Source organism: Rivihabitans pingtungensis, from assembly GCF_003201855.1.
Classification (GTDB): Bacteria; Pseudomonadota; Gammaproteobacteria; order Burkholderiales; family Aquaspirillaceae; genus Rivihabitans; species Rivihabitans pingtungensis.
Genome location: NZ_QJKI01000019.1, coordinates 56,380 through 74,064, shown reverse-complemented (window position 1 = coordinate 74,064; position 17,685 = coordinate 56,380). Strand labels below are relative to the sequence as shown.

At 65.0% G+C, this 17,685-nt stretch carries 14 protein-coding genes; 9 read left to right on the top strand and 5 right to left on the bottom strand.

The features are described 5' to 3' along the window. Positions 1-188: 188 nt before the first annotated feature. On the bottom strand, positions 189-1,091 hold the full coding sequence (locus DFR34_RS12770; protein WP_110391539.1) for a DMT family transporter: 903 nt from the start codon (positions 1,089-1,091) through the stop codon (positions 189-191). A 224-nt stretch (positions 1,092-1,315) separates the two neighbouring features. Between DFR34_RS12770 and DFR34_RS12765 the strand changes: the two genes are divergently transcribed. After that, positions 1,316-2,248, top strand: coding sequence for a LysR family transcriptional regulator (locus DFR34_RS12765; RefSeq protein WP_110391538.1), 933 nt, complete (start codon positions 1,316-1,318; stop codon positions 2,246-2,248). A gap of 7 nt (positions 2,249-2,255) precedes the next feature. Here DFR34_RS12765 and DFR34_RS12760 read toward each other — a convergent pair whose 3' ends face one another. Then, positions 2,256-2,786: a hypothetical protein gene (locus tag DFR34_RS12760; protein ID WP_110391537.1), complete on the bottom strand. Its 531-nt coding sequence runs from the start codon at positions 2,784-2,786 to the stop codon at positions 2,256-2,258. A 140-nt stretch (positions 2,787-2,926) separates the two neighbouring features. Between DFR34_RS12760 and gpmI the strand changes: the two genes are divergently transcribed. The 3 genes from gpmI (at position 2,927) to DFR34_RS12745 (ending at position 7,441) form a co-directional block, all read left to right on the top strand. After that, entirely contained in the window at positions 2,927-4,447 is a 1,521-nt protein-coding gene (gpmI, locus tag DFR34_RS12755; protein WP_110391536.1) for a 2,3-bisphosphoglycerate-independent phosphoglycerate mutase, read from the top strand. A 10-nt stretch (positions 4,448-4,457) separates the two neighbouring features. Next, positions 4,458-5,888: a murein hydrolase activator EnvC family protein gene (locus DFR34_RS12750; protein WP_110391535.1), complete on the top strand. Its 1,431-nt coding sequence runs from the start codon at positions 4,458-4,460 to the stop codon at positions 5,886-5,888. Between the two features lie 77 nt (positions 5,889-5,965). Then, positions 5,966-7,441 (top strand): S41 family peptidase, encoded by a 1,476-nt coding sequence (locus DFR34_RS12745; RefSeq protein WP_245906889.1) that lies wholly within the window; start codon positions 5,966-5,968, stop codon positions 7,439-7,441. Between the two features lie 755 nt (positions 7,442-8,196). Here DFR34_RS12745 and DFR34_RS12740 read toward each other — a convergent pair. From DFR34_RS12740 to smc, 3 genes are all read right to left on the bottom strand, one after another. Beyond that, a complete protein-coding gene (locus DFR34_RS12740) occupies positions 8,197-8,859 on the bottom strand; it encodes a Smr/MutS family protein (protein ID WP_110391534.1) in 663 nt (220 codons plus the stop codon). Positions 8,860-8,882: 23 nt separating this feature from the next. Next, positions 8,883-9,833, bottom strand: a complete 951-nt coding sequence (gene trxB / locus DFR34_RS12735) for a thioredoxin-disulfide reductase (protein ID WP_110391533.1) — start codon at positions 9,831-9,833, stop codon at positions 8,883-8,885. A 327-nt stretch (positions 9,834-10,160) separates the two neighbouring features. After that, positions 10,161-13,655 carry a chromosome segregation protein SMC gene (smc, locus tag DFR34_RS12730; protein WP_110391532.1) on the bottom strand — a complete coding sequence of 1,165 codons (3,495 nt, stop codon included), beginning with the start codon at positions 13,653-13,655 and terminating at the stop codon, positions 10,161-10,163. 31 nt (positions 13,656-13,686) lie between these two features. Between smc and DFR34_RS12725 the strand changes: the two genes are divergently transcribed. The 5 genes from DFR34_RS12725 (at position 13,687) to DFR34_RS12705 (ending at position 17,376) form a co-directional block, all read left to right on the top strand. Beyond that, positions 13,687-14,316, top strand: coding sequence for a YqgE/AlgH family protein (locus DFR34_RS12725; protein ID WP_373277974.1), 630 nt, complete (start codon positions 13,687-13,689; stop codon positions 14,314-14,316). Further along, complete coding sequence (ruvX, locus tag DFR34_RS12720) at positions 14,309-14,764, top strand: Holliday junction resolvase RuvX (RefSeq protein ID WP_110391531.1); 456 nt, start codon at positions 14,309-14,311, stop codon at positions 14,762-14,764. Before DFR34_RS12725 ends, ruvX begins: the two co-directional genes overlap by 8 nt. A 159-nt stretch (positions 14,765-14,923) precedes the next feature. Next, on the top strand, positions 14,924-15,535 hold the full coding sequence (locus DFR34_RS12715; RefSeq protein ID WP_110391530.1) for a hypothetical protein: 612 nt from the start codon (positions 14,924-14,926) through the stop codon (positions 15,533-15,535). A 291-nt stretch (positions 15,536-15,826) separates the two neighbouring features. After that, complete coding sequence (gene folE2 / locus DFR34_RS12710; RefSeq protein WP_245906888.1) at positions 15,827-16,633, top strand: GTP cyclohydrolase FolE2; 807 nt, start codon at positions 15,827-15,829, stop codon at positions 16,631-16,633. A 167-nt stretch (positions 16,634-16,800) separates the two neighbouring features. Then, positions 16,801-17,376, top strand: coding sequence for an ANTAR domain-containing response regulator (locus tag DFR34_RS12705; RefSeq protein WP_110391529.1), 576 nt, complete (start codon positions 16,801-16,803; stop codon positions 17,374-17,376). Positions 17,377-17,685 lie beyond the last annotated feature (309 nt).

The following is a 17,685-nucleotide window of genomic DNA, read 5'->3' as shown; positions in this document are numbered from 1 at the left end:
GCCCATTCTTCGTCGCTGACATCGGATGGGTAAGGTTTGCGGTTTTCCATGGGGCTTGGATTTTACCGCTATGGGATAGTTCAGAACAGGCTCTAGTCAAGCAAAGCGACACACGATGGCGTAGCGCTATATGCAGCCAAACAAGGCTTTGTGCTGCGACACCGTACTACCCCGGTGTCGCCCCACCCTCACCCCACCACCCCCACTTCTTCCTTCTCCCCCACCCCCTTCTCCACCTTACTCCCTCCCCCCGTCGCCATCACCGCCGCGACCGCCATCAGCCCGCCGCCCAGCCAGCGCAGCGGGCCCATTGCCTCACCCAGCCACAGCCAGGCGAATAGTGCGCCGAACACCGGTTCGCTGCCCATCAGCAGGGCGACGCGGCTGGGGTCGCTGCGGCGCAGGGCGTAGTTCTGGATGGCAAAGGCGCAGACGGTGCACAGCACGGCCAGGTAGCTGATGGCCAGCCAGAAGCCGGGGTCGCGCGGCAGGGGCGGCAGGCCGCCTTGGCTGGCGCTCAGGGCGAGGGCGCCCAGGCCGACGGCCCAGCATTGCATGGCGGTCAGCGCCTGGGCTGTGGCGGGTTGGCGGTCGGCCAGTTGTTTCAGCCAGCACACGCCAAAGGCGCGCAGCACGGCGGCCAGCAGCATCAGCGCGTCGCCGCCTGAAAAATGCATGGCGCTGTCGCCAGTGAGCAGCAGCGCGCCCAGCCAGGACAGGCCCACCAGCGCCCAGATGCGCGCGGCCGGGCGTTGGCCGTACAGCAGCCATTCGGCCAGCGGGGTGAGCACCAGGCACAGGCTGATCAAAAACGCCGCGTTGCTGGCGCTGGTGTATTGCAGCGCCCAGGTTTCGCACAGCAGGATGGCCAGCAGGATGCCGCCCATCGGCAGGCCGGCGCGCCAGGCTTGCCAGCGGATGGCGCGCAGCGCCGGCAGTAGGCACAGCCCGGCCAGGATAAAGCGCACGGCCAGCACGCCGAACACCGGGTAGTGCTCCAGCGCCAGTTTGGCCACGCCATAGCTGGTGCCCCACACCAGCGCCACCGCCAGCAGCAGCCATTCGGCGCTGGCTAACATTCGTTGTCCCATCGTGTTCTCCTTGCTGCGGCTTACTTCACCCGGTTGGCCTGGTCGCCCGACGGTCTGTCTGGCTGGCCATGCGGGGCGGTGTTCGCCGTGCTGATAAAAAAGTGAACCCACTCACCCGCCTGAGCGGGGGCGCAGCGCGAGTGGCGGAAAATTCTTGATGGGCAGACGATACATTGATGCGAAAACGGCGATAATTCCGTTTTTTAGAACAGTAGCTGTGCACCATGGACACAAATAAACTGCTGGGGGTGTTGCCCGACTTGCTGGTGTTGGTGAAGGTAGTGGAAAGCGGCAGTTTTTCGGCGGCGGGGCGGGCGTTGGGCTGCACGCCATCGGCGGTCAGCCGGCAGATGGCGCGGCTGGAGCAGGCGCTGGGCAGCCGGCTGCTGGAGCGCACCACGCGCAGCCTGCGGCTGACCGAGGCTGGTCAACTGGCGTTTCAGCACAGCCAGGCCATGCTGGAATCGGCCCAAGCGGTGCTGGATAGCGCTGGCGCGCATCAGGCCGAGCCCAGCGGCCGGGTGCGGCTGGCCATGCCCAAGGCGTTTGGCCGACGGGTGATCCACCCGCTGATGCCGGCATTTTTGGCGCGCTACCCCAAGGTGGATGTGCAGCTGCTGCTGGACGACCACGCCCGCGACCCGATCAGCGATGAGGTGGATTTGGTGGTGCTGGCCACCGACCGACCGCCGCCGGGGCTGGTGGCGCGGCCCTTAATGCCGGTGGCGCAGTGGCTGTGCGCCTCGCCCGAGTATCTGGCCCGATGCGGCGAGCCGACCCAGCCGCAGGCGCTGCAAGACCATGATTGCCTGTTTCTGGGCGAAACACCGGACGATTGCGTGTGGGAGTTCGCCCGCGATGGCCAGCGCCAGCGGGTGCGGGTGTCCGGGCGCTATATCGTCAACCACAGCGACATCCGCCGCGATGCGGTGCTGCGCGGGCTGGGCATTGCCAGCCTGCCGCAGTTTGTCGCCGCCGATGACGTGCGCGCCGGCCGGCTGAGCCGGGTGCTGGCCGATTGGGAGTGCATCCCCCATGCCTATTGGGGCCATGCGTATCTGCTGTACCCGGCACACCGGCAATTGCCGCGCAAGGTGCGGGTGATGATTGATTACCTGCTGGAGACGGTGCGCGATCCGGCGGCGGGGGTGGCGTGATGACAGCCTAGCGTTTTGGCGGCACAAAGCTCAGACAAATGCCTTCCAGCAGATAGCGGTAATGGCGAAACTCGCTTTCGGCGGCGGTGCAGCGGATGTGCCAGGTTTGCCCCGGCACGGCTTGCACGCCCTCCAGCCGACGTTCGATGCGCCATTCGCCGTCGGCGCCATACATGCCGATGCGGTATTCGGTCCAGTGGATGGGCTGGCGGGGGCTGGCCGGGCGGCGGGCCAGCACGGCGGCATCGTCGTCGCTGCCGATGTCGGCCAGATGACGGGCCAGGGCGGCGGGTTTGAGCACCGGGCCGGGCCACACGTCCACCCGCACCTGGCCACGGTCGCGGTCGGTGCGTCGGGGCGGGCGCAGGCGCACGGTGTTGTCAGCTGGCGCGCCGGGCGGGCGGGCGCGTGCGGTCCAGCCCGGCGGCAGCTCCAGGCTGAAGCGCAGGATGGGGTCTTGGTAGCGGGCGGCGGCGGGCGCGGCCCACCCCAGCAGGCCAAGCCCCAGCAGCGCGGCATACGCCAGGCGCCGATTCATATGGCAGCAGAAAAATCATTCATGATGCAGTGCATTATACGAAGTTCGCGCCGCAGGCATAGCACGCCGCGCGCGCCGCGCTGGAAAAACGGTACAATGCCGCCATCTTGTGTTGACCCGACTGAACCTGTCCGATGCCCATGAATGCGATTACCCCGGTGCTGTTGTTGATTCTTGACGGTTTTGGCCACCGCGAGGAAGGCGAAGACAACGCCATCCTGCACGCCAACACCCCCAACTGGGACGCGCTGCGCGCCCGCTACCCCTACAGTGTGCTGGATGCGTCCGAGCACGCCGTGGGCCTGCCCGGCGGGCAGTTTGGCAATTCGGAAGTCGGCCACCTGAACATTGGCGCCGGCCGCGTGGTGCAACAGGACATCAGCCGCATCGACACCGACATCGAACAAGGCTGCTTTGCCAATAATCCGGTGATTGCCGACGCGCTGAACCGCGCCAAGGCCAGCCGCCTGCATGTGTTTGGCCTGCTGTCCGACGGCGGCGTGCACAGCCACGAAAACCATATTCACGCCCTGCTGCGCGCCGCCCAGGCGGCGGGCGTGGGCGAGGTGTGCCTGCACGCCTTCCTGGATGGCCGCGACACCCCGCCGCGCAGCGCGCAAACCTATTTGCAGCGGCTGGACAGCGTGCTGGCCGAGTGCCCGAATGCCCGGCTGGTCAGCGTGTGCGGCCGCTTCTGGGCGATGGACCGCGACAAGCGCTGGGAGCGCGTGCAAACCGCCTACCGGCTGGTGGTGGACGGCGAGGGTGAATTCCACGCCGACACCGGCCTGGCCGCGCTGGCGGCGGCTTACGCCCGCGACGAAAACGACGAATTCGTCAAACCCACCGCCATTGGCGCGCCGTGCCGCATCGACGATGGCGATGTGGTGTTGTTCATGAACTTCCGCGCCGACCGCGCCCGCGAGCTGACTAGCGCGCTGACCGACCCGGCGTTTGACGGCTTTGCCACCCGCCAGCCCAAGCTGGCGCTGTTTGCCTCGGTGACCAGCTATGGCGAGGCGTATTCCCACCCGGTGGCCTATCCGCCGCAAACCCTGAAAAACGGCCTGGGCGAATACCTGGCCGGGCTGGGGCTCAAGCAGCTGCGCATTGCCGAAACCGAGAAATACCCGCACGTCACCTATTTCTTCAACGGCGGCGAAGAGCAGGTGTATCCGGGCGAAGACCGCATTCTGGTGCAGTCGCCCAAGGTGGCCACCTATGATTTGCAGCCGGAAATGAGCGCGCCGGAAGTGGCCGACAAGATTGTTCAGGCCATCGCCAGCGGCCAGTATCAGGCGATTATCTGCAACTTCGCCAATGGCGATATGGTGGGCCACACCGGCAACTTCCCGGCGGCAGTCAAGGCCATCGAGGCGCTGGACGCCTGCGTCGGCCGCTGCGTCGAGGCCATGCGCGCCGCAGGCGGCGAGGTGTTGATTACCGCCGACCACGGCAACGCCGAGCAGATGTTTGACCACGGCCACGACCAGCCGCACACCCAGCACACGCTGAACCTGGTGCCGCTGCTGTATGTGGGCCGCGCCGCCCAGCTGCAATCCGGCGGCGCGCTGCGCGACATCGCCCCCACCCTGCTGGCGATGATGGGCCTGCCGCAGCCGGCCGAGATGACCGGCCGCTCGCTGATTCAATTCCAGTGACCCTGCGCCCGTGAAGCCGTCTACCCCCCTGCTGTTGATCCTGCTGCCGGCGCTGGCCATGGCCGCGCCGCCGACTGGCGACGCCACCCAGGCGCCAAAACAGGATCTGAAAGACGTTCGCCAGCAGATCAACGCGCTGGAAAAAGAAGTCAAGGCCAAAGAGGCCAACCGCGCCGAAGCCACCGACGCCCTGCGCGCCTCGGAAGTGGCCATCAGCGAGGCCAACCGTGCGCTGGCCTCGCTGAACGAGCAGCAAAGCCATTCCGAACAGCAGTTGGCCAAGGTGCGCGCCAATATCCAGCAGGCCCAGCGTGATGTGGCCGTGTCGCGCAAGCGGCTGGGGCGCATTCTGAACGCCCAGTACCGTCATGGCCAGAACGACGCCTTGACCGTGCTGCTGAACCAGCAAGACCCCAATCAAACCCAGCGTGATCTGGCGTACTATCGCAAGATTGCCCAGGCGCAGCAGCAAGTCGGCCAGCAGCTGAAAACCCAGTTGGCCGAGCTGGAGAGATTGTCCGGCCAGCTGGAAACCGAAAAAGCCAAGCTGGATGACATCGCCGCCTCGCGCGTCGAGCACAAGCAAAAGCTGGTCAAAGAAAAAGAAAACCGCCAGCAGGTGGTCAGCCAGCTGTCCAATCAGATTCAGCAGCAGCGCCAGCAGTTGGGCAAGCTGCAAGCCGACGAGCAGCGCATCAATGCGCTGATCGACAAGATCAACCGCGAACTGGAAGCCCAGCGCCGCGAAGCCGCGCGCAAGGCCGAAGAGGCGCGCAAGCTGGCGCAGGCCAAGCATGAACAGGCCGTGCGCGAAGCCAAGGCCAAGGCGGAACGTGAAGCCAAGGCGCAGCGCGAAGCCGCCGAGCGCGAGGCCAAGGCCCGCCACGCCCGCGATCTGGCCGCCGCGCAAGCTGCCGCCAAGGCCGGCAAGCCCGCGCCGCCGCCCGAACCCGCTCCGCCGCCTCCGCCACCGCCCAAGGCGGAACCTAAAGCCGAACCGCCAGCCAAAGCGGTGGATGACGTGGCCGATGATTCCAGCTCTGGCCGCGCTTTTGCCAGCCTGCAAGGCAAGCTCCGGCTACCGGTGCGCGGCGAAATCACCGGCCGCTTTGGCGCTGCGCGCGCCGAGGGCATGACCTGGAAAGGCGTGTTTATCCGCGCAGGTGGCGGTCAGCCGGTGCGCGCCGTGGCCGATGGCCGCGTGGTGTACGCCGACTGGCTGCGCGGTTTTGGCAATATGCTGATTGTGGATCACGGCGGCGGCTATATGACCGTATACGGCAGTGGCGAGGCGCTGATGAAATCCACCGGCGATAAAGTACGCGCCGGTGACACCGTGGCCACCACCGGCGCTTCCGGCGGCGGCAGCGAAACCGGGCTATATTTCGAAATCCGCCACCTGGGCCGCCCGCTCAACCCCTTGAGCTGGGCACAATCGTAATCCATCGGCGCAGCCCGCCCCCATGCTGAATCGGGCTGCGCAGTTTGAAGAACACACCGGCAGCGCCGGGGAGAACTATGCACACTCTGCAAAAAATGGCCTTGGTCAGCGCTGGCGCCGTGGCTGGCGCCATTCTCAGCCTGAGCATCAATGCCATGGCCGACAAAGAACCGGCCAACGCCACCACCCTGCCGCTGACCGAGCTGCGCACCTTCACCGAGGTGTTTGGCCGCATCAAGCAGGATTATGTCGAGCCGGTGGAAGACAAAAAACTGATCACCGAGGCGATCAACGGCATGTTGTCCGGGCTGGATCCGCACTCGTCCTACCTCGACCCGGAAGCCTTCAAAGAACTGCGCGAAGGCACCCAGGGCGAGTTTGGCGGGCTGGGCATTGAAATCGGCTCGGAAGACGGCCTGGTGAAAGTCATCGCCCCCATCGAAGACACCCCGGCGTTTCGCGCCGGCATCAAGTCGGGTGACTTGATCGTCAAGATCGACGAGGTATCGGTGCGCGGCCTGAGCATCAACGAAGCGGTCAAGCGCATGCGCGGCAAGCCGGGCACCAAGGTCACGCTGACCCTGGCGCGCAAGGGCGAAACCAAGCCCTTGGTGGTGCCGCTGACCCGCGCGGTGATCAAGACCAAGAGCGTGAAGTTCAAGATGCTGGAAGCCGACTACGGCTATATCCGCATCACCCAGTTCCAGGAACACACCACCGAGAACCTGGCGCAGGCGCTGGAAGCGCTGTACAAAGAAAACGCCAAGCCGCTCAAGGGCCTGGTGCTGGACCTGCGCGATGATCCGGGCGGCCTGCTCAATAGCGCCGTGGGCGTGTCTGCCGCCTTCCTGCCCAAGGATGCGCTGGTGGTGTACACCGACGGGCGCGCGCCGGACGCCAAGATGCGCTTGACCGCCACCCCGGCCAACTATATGCGCGAGCAAAGCAAGCAGGATTACTTCCAGCGCACCCCGGCTGAAGTCAAAACCCTGCCGCTGGTGGTGCTGGTCAACAGCGGCACGGCCTCGGCCTCGGAAATCGTCGCCGGCGCGCTGCAAGACCACAAGCGCGCAGTGGTGGTGGGGGTGAAAACCTTTGGCAAGGGCTCGGTGCAGTCGGTGTTGCCGCTGGGCAACCAGGGTGGCATCAAGCTGACCACTGCCCGCTATTACACCCCGAATGGCCGCTCGATCCAGGCCACCGGCATCACCCCGGATGTGGTAGTGGAAGAAGCCACGCTGAGCGGCGGTGCGGCAACGCCGTCGCTGCGCATCCGCGAAGCCGACCTTGAACACCATCTGAGCAACCCGAATGGCGACAAGGAAAGCAAGCCGGAAGCCGCACCCAAGGCAGACAAAGCGGAAAAACCCGCCGCCAAGCCGCGTGACGACAAATCCAAGGGAGACAGCAAGGACGAGCCGGCCAATCCGCGCGACCCCAACCCGAAAACCGACAACCAGCTGAATCAAGCGCTGACCGTGCTGAAAGTGCAGCAAATCCTGCCGGGCGGCGCCAGCCCGGTGCAGGATGCCAAGCCGGCGGCCAGCAAGTAAGCCACCCCCTGGCGGTTTGTGCCAGCACACGCGCCAGCAATCAGCCGCCGTTCGACATGGCCACATCACCACGCGGATGTGGCCATGTCATACACGCCGCCCCGGAGCCAGCCTCCCGGGCGGCATGTTGTCTGTCCGGTAGGGAGTGCGCTTCAGCGCACAAAGACATGGTAATTTTCCGGAAATGCTCTACACTGCAAATCACTCTGATTTCATCAGGAACAGGAATGGCTGATAGCCAACCTGCCTGGCCATATCCATCAGGGATTCAAGTGGCGCGGGCCGTGTGACCCGGATTCGCCCGCCGCGCCGTATCATCACTTGCTTGAGGCTGATAACACGTATGACCGCCCCCGACTCTGCTTTCTGTGATCAAGGACAACGCGCCCCCGGCGAACAAGCCTGCCAGGATTGCGGCATTATTGATGCCCTCACCGGCCAACCGGCGCGTTGCAGCAACCCCGTATACGAAACAGCGCGTGAAGCAGGTGAACGCGGCAAGGCAGCCCAGATTGCCCAACTACTGGCAGAGGGCGGCCCTCCTTCCCTGTAAGAACACCCAAAAGCCATGCGCCCGCTCCCGTTTATCCGGGGCGGGCGCATGGCTTTTGGCACCGACGATTTGCCCAGGCGGGCGACAGCCCCAGACCTTGGGCGCCACTCAAAAAATCTGCCTGTGCGCACGGTCTGTGACAATGTAGTCTGTGTGTTCAGTAACCCTCTGTTCTGGCGGTTTTTGTCCGTCGTGCTCAGGCTTACCCGCCTTCTGACCCCAGCCCCTCACTGTCCCGCCGCAACAACACCAGCAAGGCTCCCGCGCCGCCCTGGGCGTCGTCGGCCTCACAAAACGCCAAGACATGCGGATGGTGACGCAGCCAGGTGCGAATCACCTGCTTGAGCACCGGCAGCCCCTCGCGCGAGCCCAGCCCCTTGCCATGAATCACCCGCACACAGCACTGGCCATGCTGGCGGGCGCGGTGCAAGAGCACGGCCAGATGCTGCTGCGCGTCAAAGCGGGACAAGCCATGCAAATCCAGCTCGGCCACCACCGGCCAATGGCCTTGCCGCAGTTTTTTCAGGGTGTGGCGCTGCATGCCGGCGCGCACAAAGCTGGGGTCGATGGTGGCCGGCTCGAACCAGCCAACCATGCTGTCGGTGATATGCGCGTTGGAGCGTGGGTTGGCGTGCGCCTGGGCGGCGCTGTGGCGCGGCCAGTGCGGCGGCGCCGGCAAACGGTGTGGATAGCGGTTGTCGGTTTTCAGCGGCTGCACATCGGCAAAAAGCTCGCTGAACACCGGCTCCGGCTCGGGGGTGGGCGGCGGCGGGGCGATATGCGCTGGCGTCGCCTTGGGCAGGGCGCGGCGTAGCGGGCGCAAGGCATCCTTGAACGCCTGCCCCTTGGCTGCTTTGCCCGCCATCGCCGCCGCCCCGCGCGCCGTGCTTACAGCTGGTCGAGGTAGCGTTCGGCGTCCAGCGCAGCCTGGCAGCCGGACGCGGCGCTGGTGACCGCCTGACGATAGATATGATCCTGCACATCGCCGGCGGCGAACACGCCGGGCAGATTGGTGGCGGTGGCGTTGCCGTCACGGCCGCCACGGGTCACCAGATAGCCGTTGTCCATGTCCAGTTGGCCGACAAACAGCTCGGTGTTCGGCTTGTGACCGATGGCGACAAACACGCCGGCCAGCTCGATGTCGCGGGTGGCGCCGTCGTCGGTGGACTTGATGCGCATGCCGGTCACGCCGCTGGCGTCGCCCAGCACTTCGTCCAGGGTGTGGTTCATCGCCAGGGTGACCTTGCCTTCGGCCACGCGCGCCATCAGCTTGTCGGCCAGGATTTTTTCGCTGCGGAATTTATCGCGGCGATGCACCACGGTGACGTGGCGGGCGATATTGGCCAGATACAGCGCTTCTTCCACGGCGGTGTTGCCGCCGCCAATCACGGCGACGTCTTTATTGCGGTAGAAAAACCCATCGCAGGTGGCGCAGGCGGACACGCCACGGCCCATAAAGGCCTCTTCCGACGGCAGGCCCAGATACTGGGCGGAGGCGCCTGTGGCGATAATCAGCGCGTCGCAGGTGTATTCGCCCGAATCGCCGACCAGGCGGATGGGTTTTTCGGTCAGCGCGGCGGTGTGGATATGGTCAAAGATCATTTCCGTGCCAAAGCGCTCGGCGTGCTGCTGAAAACGCTGCATCAGCTCCGGGCCCATCACGCCTTGGGCATCAGCCGGCCAGTTGTCCACTTCGGTGGTGGTCATCAGTTGGCCGCCTTGCGCCAGGCCGGTGATGATCACCGGATTGAGGTTGGCGCGCGCGGCGTAGACGGCGGCAGTGTAACCAGCGGGGCCGGAGCCCAGGATCAAGAGGCGGCTGTGGCGTGGGGTGCTCATGTGTGCGGTCCTGTTGGGTGCAGAGTGGCAAGAGATGCGCCGCGCCGGGCGGATGGCTGGGCGCAAGGCGGGAAGCCGCGCGGCGGGCGGGGCGTTCCGGGACAATAGTCTAGTATTTTATTCAAGCAATGGATGGGTTTCAATAAATAGTATTTTTCTATCGAACGATAGTTTGAATTGATGGCCTGCCAGCTTGCTTTGCCCCGCCTGGGGCAGGGGCGCAAAGGACTGCGCAGGAGCCGCGCACGCACCAAACCCAGTCCGCAAACAGCACAAGACATACCGCCACGCCAGGGGCTACAACACCAGGTGATTTGTGCGCGGCGCTTACTGTTCGCGCATTTTCAGCGCTTCGACAATATCCACCGCCACAATGCGGCTGACGCCCTGTTCCTGCATGGTCACGCCGATCAGCTGTTCGGCCATTTCCATGGTCAGCCGGTTGTGGCTGATGTACAAAAACTGGGTGCGGTCGGCCATGCGTTTGACCAGCTCGCAAAAGCGCCCGGTGTTGGCGTCGTCCAGCGGGGCGTCCACTTCGTCCAGCAAGCAGAACGGCGCCGGGTTGAGGCGGAACAGCGAAAACACCAGGCTCATGGCGGTCAGGGCTTTTTCGCCGCCAGACAGCAGGTGAATGGTGGAGTTCTTTTTGCCGGGCGGCTGGGCGATGATCTGCACGCCAGCGTCCAGCAGGTCTTCGCCGGTCAGCGTCAGCTCGGCGCGGCCGCCGCCAAACAGCAGCGGGAACAGCTCGCGCATCGAGGCGTTGACCTGGTCAAACGTGCTTTGCAGCATGTCGCGGGTTTCGCCGTCCATCTTGGCGATGGCTTCCAGCAGGGTGTCCATGGCGGCGGTCAGGTCGGCGGCTTGCTCGGCCAGGTAGTCGTGGCGTTCGCGCGCGGCGGTCAGTTCGTCCAGCGCCGCCAGGTTGACCGCGCCCAGGCCGGTGATGGCCTGGGTGAGCTTGCCGATTTCGCCCACCAGCCCGGAGGCTTTCACCGCGTCGGTGAGGTCGGCCAATAGCGCGGTTTCGTCGGCCTCGGCGTTGCGCAGTTCTTCGTCAAAGCGCTCCACGGTCAGCAGCGCTTCCTGGCTTTTCAGCCGCCAGTCGTTGATGGCGTCGCGCAGCGGGTCCAGCGCGCCGTCCACCTGCTGGCGGGCCTGGGTGAGCTGGCGCAAGAGCTCGGTGGCGTGGTTGGCGGCGTCGCGGGCGGCGATGAGTTTTTCTTCGCATTCATCGCGCACAATCAGCGCGCTTTGCAATAGCTCGTCCAGATCGCTCTGGATCAGGCTGTCTTGCTCGATCACCAGGTTTTCCTGGCGCTCGTTCAGCGTGTCGCGGCGCTCGCTCAGGTCGTCGCGGCGGTGTTCCAGCTCGTTCAGGCGGTTTTGTGCGGTGGACAGGGCAAAGCGCGCCTCCTGGGCGTGGCGCTCCAGCTCGCGGCTGCGGGTGCGCGCCAGGGTGAGGCCGGTTTCTGCGTCCAGCCGGCGCACCTGGGCTTGCTCCAGCGCCAGGCTGAGTTCGTCCAGTTGCAGTTCGGCTTCTTCGGCCAACAGATTGGCGTGCTCGATGCTGGCGTGTTCTTGTTCGGCTTCTTCGTCCAGCCGGGCTTGTTCGTCGTCGATGGCGGCGCGGCGGGCGGCGTGCTGGGCCTGGGTGTGTTCCTGGCGGGCGCAGTGCAGCGCGGCCTGGGCGCGCGCCTGTTCGGCGCTGGCGGCGTGCTGGCGCAGTTGCCGCAGCGCCTGTTGCTGGTCGTGCAATTCGGCGTCCAGCGCGGCGCAGGCCTCGCCCAGGGCGGTGACCTCCGGCGCCAGCGCCTCGTGTTCGGCGGCCAGCCGTTCGCGCTCGGCCTGGCGGCCAATCATGCCGCTGTCGGCGTCCGCCGCCCAATAGGCCACGCTGGCGCCCATGGCGCGGTGGCCGTCGCGGCACACCAGCCACTGGCCCGGCCCCAGCCGCGCCTGCCAGCGGTATAGTTCGTCCAGGCTGTCCACCACATAGCCGCCGCGCAGCCAGTCGGCCAGCGCGCCAGTCAGCTCGGGCGCGCGCAGGCTGAGTTTGCTGGCCAGGGTGGGCAAGGGCAGCGGTTCGGCTTCGGCGGCCGGTTCGTCGGCGTGGCGCGCCAGCAGCGCCAGCCGGCTGGGCGGGGCGTCGCTGGGCCAGTCGTCCACCGCGCGCGCCGACAACAGCGGCGCCAGGGCGGCTTCTACGGCGGTTTCCCAGCCGGGCTGGATGTCCAGTTGCCGCCACAGCGGCGCTTGCCCGGCCAGGCCATGTTCGGCCAGCCAGGCTTCGCCGCGCCCGGCGCGCGCCGCTTGCGCCAGCAGTTTGTCCAACGCGGTCAGGTCGGCGTGCAGCCGGGTCAGCGCGTCGCGCTGGCGGGTGTGCAGGGCCTGGCGCTCCTGGCGCTGGCGGGTCAGCTGCTCCAGCGCGGCTTCGGCCTGCTGGGTGACTTCGCGCGCTTGCTCGGCTTCGGTTTCGGCTTGCGCCAGCGCTTCGCGCGCCAGGCTGAGCGCCTCGCTGTCTTCGCCGCTCAGGCGGCGCGCCTCGTCGTGCAGGCGCTCGCGGCGCTCGGCCTGGCGGCGCAGTGCGGTTTCGGCGTGTTGCGCCTGCTGGCGGGCCAGATCGCGCTGACGGGTCAGCTCGGCCTGGCGGCGGGTCAGGGTGTTCAGCGCTTCGTCCGCCTGGCGGAACAGCGCCTCGGCGGCCGGCACGCCGTCGTCTTCGCCATCGTGGGCCAGGGCGGCTTCTTCGGCGGCCAGCCGGGCTTCTTCGAGTTGGTCTTCCCAGTGTTCGATTTCGTCGTTGAGCTGGCGCTCTTGCTGGCTGAGCCCGGCCAGCTCCTGGCGCACGCCGTCCAGGTCGCGTTGCAGGCGGCTGGCGCTGTCGCGGCGATGGCGTTGTTGTTCTTCCAGCCGCGCCAGCTGCGCGCTGGCTTCGGCTTGTTCGGCCTGGCGCTGGTGCACGGCGTCGGTGGCGGCAAAATGCGCCTCGCGGGCGGCTTCTAGCCGGGCGTCCAGTTCAGTGCCCTGGCTGCTCATGCCCTCCAGCTCGGCTTCCAGCCGCGCCAGCTCGGCGCGCGCCTTGGCCTCGGCCTGTTGCGCGTCGCGGCGGCGGGCCATGGCCAGCAGGTTTTGCTTGTGGGTCAGCGCGTCGCGCAGGCCGTGGTATTGCTGGGCGACTTCGGCCTGCTCCAGCAGTTTTTCGGTTTGCCGCTCCAGCTCCTGGCGAATGTCTTCGATGCGGGCGAGGTTGTCGCGGGTGTCGGAGAGGCGCGATTCGGTTTCCCGGCGGCGCTCTTTGTAGCGCGACACGCCGGCGGCTTCTTCCAGGTAGGCGCGCAGTTCTTCCGGGCGCGCCTCGATGATGCGCGAGATCATGCCCTGCTCGATCACCGCATAGCCCTTGGCGCCGACGCCAGTGCCCAGAAACAAATCGGCGATGTCGCGCCGGCGCACTTGTTGCTGGTTGATCCAGTAGCTGGATTCACCCTGGCGGGTCAGCACGCGCTTGATGGAGATTTCGGCAAATTGCCCCCACGGCCCGCTGGCGCGGCCTTCGCTATTGTCGAACACCAGTTCGACCGAGGCGCGGCTGACCGGCTTGCGGGTGGACGAGCCGTTAAAAATCACGTCCTGCATGGATTCGCCGCGCAGTTGCTTGGCCGAGGATTCGCCCAGCACCCAGCGCACTGCGTCGATCACATTGGATTTGCCGCAGCCATTGGGGCCGATGACGGCCACCAGTTGGCCGGGCACGGGGATGGTGGTCGGGTCGACAAAGGATTTGAACCCGGCCAGTTTCAGATGAGTCAGGCGCACGAAGCTTCACAGTGCCACAGGAAATTCAGGAATGCGTGATTGTAACGAAAACCAGGTCAGCGCGCGCCGCAAGCGCATCAGCCTATGCCATAATGCTGACATGGATGAATTTTCTTTGACCGATCACTTCCTGATCGCCATGCCCAATATGACCGACCCGAACTTTGCCGGTACGGTGGTCTACCTGTGCGAGCACAACGAGCACGGGGCGATGGGTGTGGTGGTCAACCGCCCTGCCGAAGTCTCGCTGGGCGAACTATTCGACCAGATCGACCTCTCCTTGCCGCCAGGCGAGCTGCCCGGACAGCCGGTGTACCTGGGCGGGCCGGTGCAAACCGACCGTGGCTTTGTGCTGCATCAGCCGCTGGATAACTGGAACTCCACACTGGCCGTCTCGGACGACACCGGCTTGACCACCTCGCGCGATATTCTGGTGGCGGTCAGCCAGGGCGAGGGGCCTTACCGCATGCTGGTGACGCTGGGTTACGCCGGCTGGGGCGCCGGTCAGCTGGAACAAGAGCTGGCACAGAACGCCTGGCTGACGGTGCCGGCCAATCTGGATTGCGTGTTTGATCTGCCGGCGCAGGATCGCTTCCGCGCCGCCATGCAATTGCTGGGTTTTGACCCGCTGGCGCTGTCGGGCGAGGCCGGCCATGCCTGATGTTGCGCTGCCGCAAGGCGCTTTGCTGGGCTTTGACTTTGGCCAGGCGCGCATTGGCGTGGCCTTGGGCAATACCGAGGTGGCGATTGCCCATCCGCTGGAAACCATCACTGGTGACAGCAACGACCAGCGCTTTGCCCGCATCGGCGTCTTGATTCAGGAATGGTCGCCCGCCGCGCTGGTGGTGGGCCTGCCCACCCACGCCGACGGCACCCCGCACGAGATGACCCGGCTGGCGCGCAAATTTGCCCAGCGCCTGCATGGGCGCTTTGGCCTGCCGGTGTGGCTGGTGGACGAGCGCCACAGCTCGCAGGTGGCCGAAGTGCAGCTGAACGACGCCGGCCTGCGCGGCCGCCGGCAAAAGCCGGCGCTGGATCAGGTGGCGGCGCAGGTGATTTTGCAAAGTTTTCTGGACATGCCGCAGGCGGCGGGTATCGAGCCACTGTAAACGCCGCGAACAACATGCAGCAGCGATCCGGGCCAGGCGTGCAACCGTAACCGTTCGGGGATGCGGCAAGGTCTGTCACCACGCCAGCAGGGTTTGTGAGCTTCACACCGTCAGGTGCCGGGCGTTCTTGTGCTGGGCTGTTTTCAGCAAGGAGCGCGCATGTTGTCCGAACCCCATCCGTTTTTGGCCCAGGCTTTTGCCGGTCCGCGCAGCTATCTGCCGATGGCCAGCCATGCCTATGCCCTGTCCGGCAATCCGCTGACCATGGACGATTTTCATCGCCGTTATCAGCTACTCAACCAGTATCTGGCCGACCCGCATCCGCTGACCCAGCTCAAGCCCGAGGCCATTGCCCCGGGCCTGGCCACGCTGACCTGTCAGCAGGTGATTGAGCTGCTGCTGCACTGGCCGGGCGCACCGCAGCGCAATGCCATTCTGGAGGCGGTGTGTGTCGAATTTGGCCTGTGTCCGGTGGATAACAGCCCGTTTCGCATCTGGGGGTATTACGCCCCAGGTCAGGGGGCGTTGCCGCTGCATGTGTATATCGGCTGCGACGGCTGGCTGTACGACACCTTGCCCGGCCTGCCCGCACACCGCACCCGCGACAGCCATGGCCGCTGCCCGCCAAGCTGGTTGTTGCACCACGGCATGCAGCCGCTGGATGAGGCACACGTGTGCAGCACAGCCGTGCATGCCCTGGCCGCTGGCACCCTGGCCAGCATTCATGCGCCGGAACAGGCCTGGCGCACGGTGACAGAAGCCAGCGGATAAGAGTCGCTAACAAAACCCAGCGCAGCGTTCCTGGCTAGGCGTGTGACCGCAGACAGTACAAGTAGTACGACAAGGTCACACAACAACGCCAGGAGGGTTTTGTTAGCGGCTCTAAGCACCACTCACCCCCTCAATCCCGCCTGCCCTTGTTACACGGCAAGATCGCGCAACACGGCCCGGTGAGTTTTGTGAGCCACGCCAAAGCCCACGCAGCCAAGCAAAAACCGAGTTCTTTACTCAACTATTTAGCGGCGCTATACTCGTTCGGTCTTGTTTTCATTTTCTTGCCCCATGACCGTTGAATCTACCGCCGCCGCCATGCCCGACGTGCAGGCCTCGGCCGACATCCGCAATATCGCCATCAACAAGGTGGGGATCAAATCCATTCGCCATCCCGTGCTGGTGGCCGACCGCAGCGGCGGCGTGCAGCACAGCGTGGGCGTATTCGACATGTACGTGCACCTGCCCCAGCATTTCAAGGGCACCCATATGTCGCGCTTTGTTGAGATCCTCAACGCCCAGGAGCGTGAGCTGTCGGTGGCCTCGTTCGAGCAGATCGTGCGCCAGATGGTCGAGCGACTGGAAGCGCCGTCCGGCTATCTGGAAATGCGCTTTCCGTACTTCGTCAACAAAACCGCGCCAGTCTCCGGCGTGCAAAGCCTGCTGGATTACGACGTGACCTTGATCGGCGAGCTGCGCGATGGCCAGTATCGCTTCACCATGAAGGTGTTGATTCCGGTCACCAGCCTGTGCCCATGCTCGAAAAAAATCTCCGAGCGCGGCGCGCACAACCAGCGCTCGCACATCACCATCACCGCGCGCACCGCCCAGCACGTGTGGATCGAAGAGCTGATCGACATCGCTGAACGCCAGGCCTCCTGTGAGCTGTATGGCCTGCTCAAGCGCCCGGATGAAAAATACGTCACCGAGCGCGCCTACGATAACCCCAAGTTTGTCGAAGACCTGGTGCGCGATGTGGCCGCCGCGCTGACCGCCGATGCCCGCATCGACGCCTATGTGGTGGAAAGTGAAAACTTTGAATCCATCCACAATCATTCTGCCTATGCGCTGATCGAGTTCGAGCGCCCCCAGGCCTGAGTTTGATTGTCTGCCTGCCCGGCCATGGGCAGACTGCGCTTGCCGCGTGGTCTGCCCATGGCCTTTTTGCTGCTTGTTTGCCCTCGCCTGCCAGACAGATACATCGCGTGCACGGTTCTTGCTGGACGCCGCGCATGACTGTTTTGTCCGTACCTTTCGAGAAACCCATGCTGAAAGTTTTGTTGGTCAACGATACTCCCCGACATCTGGGGCGGCTGCGCGATGCGCTGACCGCCGCCGGCTGTCTGGTGGTGGGTGAAGCTGACAATGCTTTTATTCTGGCGGATCAGGTTGCGCAGCTTGCCCCGGATGTGATCATTGTCGATACCGAATCGCCCAGCCGCGATACGCTGGAGCAGGTGTGCGTGCTCAGCCAGTCGGCGCCGCACCCGATCGTGATGTTTACCGATGATGGTGGCAACAGCAGCATTCGGGCGGCGATCCAAGCCGGCGTGACTGCCTATGTGGTGGAAGGCCTGGCCGAGGCGCGCATTCTGCCCATCCTGCAAGTGGCACAGGCGCGCTTTGAGGAAGAACAGCGACTGCGCGCTCAGGTGAGCGCAGCCGAAGCCCGGCTGGCCGAGCGCAAGACCATCGAACGCGCCAAGGGCATCCTGATGAAAAGCCGGGGGTTTTCCGAAGCAGAGGCCTACAATGTGTTGCGCAGCAAGGCCATGCAGACTAACTGCAAGCTGGCTGAGGTGGCCCAGCGCATCATCGACATGGCCGATCTGCTGGGCTGAACGCCCGTTTTTGGTGCGCTGCACACCAGGATGGTGCGCACCAAGCCAGCAGACAACGCAGATAGACGGCCCAACACTGGCTTTCTGACATATAAAAAACTGGCACGCTATCTGCTTATAGTGTTCTGAGCACCAACGGCGGTGCAGCGCGACACCCGATGTCGCACCCGAATTTGCTGTAAAGGTCGGCTTGCCAATGGCGGCGAGTCTGGCCCAAGGACAATGGCGTCCCTCAAGACGTGGCGAAAGCTGCGTGCTTGATGGACGCCTTTTTTATTGCCCAAAATTTTTATTGCATAACCCAGGAGC

What these genes read in the sequence shown, in the direction of transcription:
- DFR34_RS12770 (WP_110391539.1), bottom strand. Translation starts at nt 1,091, where the DNA reads ATGGGACAACGAATGTTAGCCAGCGCCGAATGGCTGCTGCTGGCGGTG.
- DFR34_RS12765 (WP_110391538.1), top strand. Translation starts at nt 1,316, where the DNA reads ATGGACACAAATAAACTGCTGGGGGTGTTGCCCGACTTGCTGGTGTTG.
- DFR34_RS12760 (WP_110391537.1), bottom strand. Translation starts at nt 2,786, where the DNA reads ATGAATCGGCGCCTGGCGTATGCCGCGCTGCTGGGGCTTGGCCTGCTG.
- gpmI (WP_110391536.1), top strand. Translation starts at nt 2,927, where the DNA reads ATGAATGCGATTACCCCGGTGCTGTTGTTGATTCTTGACGGTTTTGGC.
- DFR34_RS12745 (WP_245906889.1), top strand. Translation starts at nt 5,966, where the DNA reads ATGCACACTCTGCAAAAAATGGCCTTGGTCAGCGCTGGCGCCGTGGCT.
- DFR34_RS12740 (WP_110391534.1), bottom strand. Translation starts at nt 8,859, where the DNA reads ATGGCGGGCAAAGCAGCCAAGGGGCAGGCGTTCAAGGATGCCTTGCGC.
- trxB (WP_110391533.1), bottom strand. Translation starts at nt 9,833, where the DNA reads ATGAGCACCCCACGCCACAGCCGCCTCTTGATCCTGGGCTCCGGCCCC.
- DFR34_RS12725 (WP_373277974.1), top strand. Translation starts at nt 13,687, where the DNA reads ATGCGTGATTGTAACGAAAACCAGGTCAGCGCGCGCCGCAAGCGCATC.
- ruvX (WP_110391531.1), top strand. Translation starts at nt 14,309, where the DNA reads ATGCCTGATGTTGCGCTGCCGCAAGGCGCTTTGCTGGGCTTTGACTTT.
- DFR34_RS12715 (WP_110391530.1), top strand. Translation starts at nt 14,924, where the DNA reads ATGTTGTCCGAACCCCATCCGTTTTTGGCCCAGGCTTTTGCCGGTCCG.
- folE2 (WP_245906888.1), top strand. Translation starts at nt 15,827, where the DNA reads ATGACCGTTGAATCTACCGCCGCCGCCATGCCCGACGTGCAGGCCTCG.
- DFR34_RS12705 (WP_110391529.1), top strand. Translation starts at nt 16,801, where the DNA reads ATGCTGAAAGTTTTGTTGGTCAACGATACTCCCCGACATCTGGGGCGG.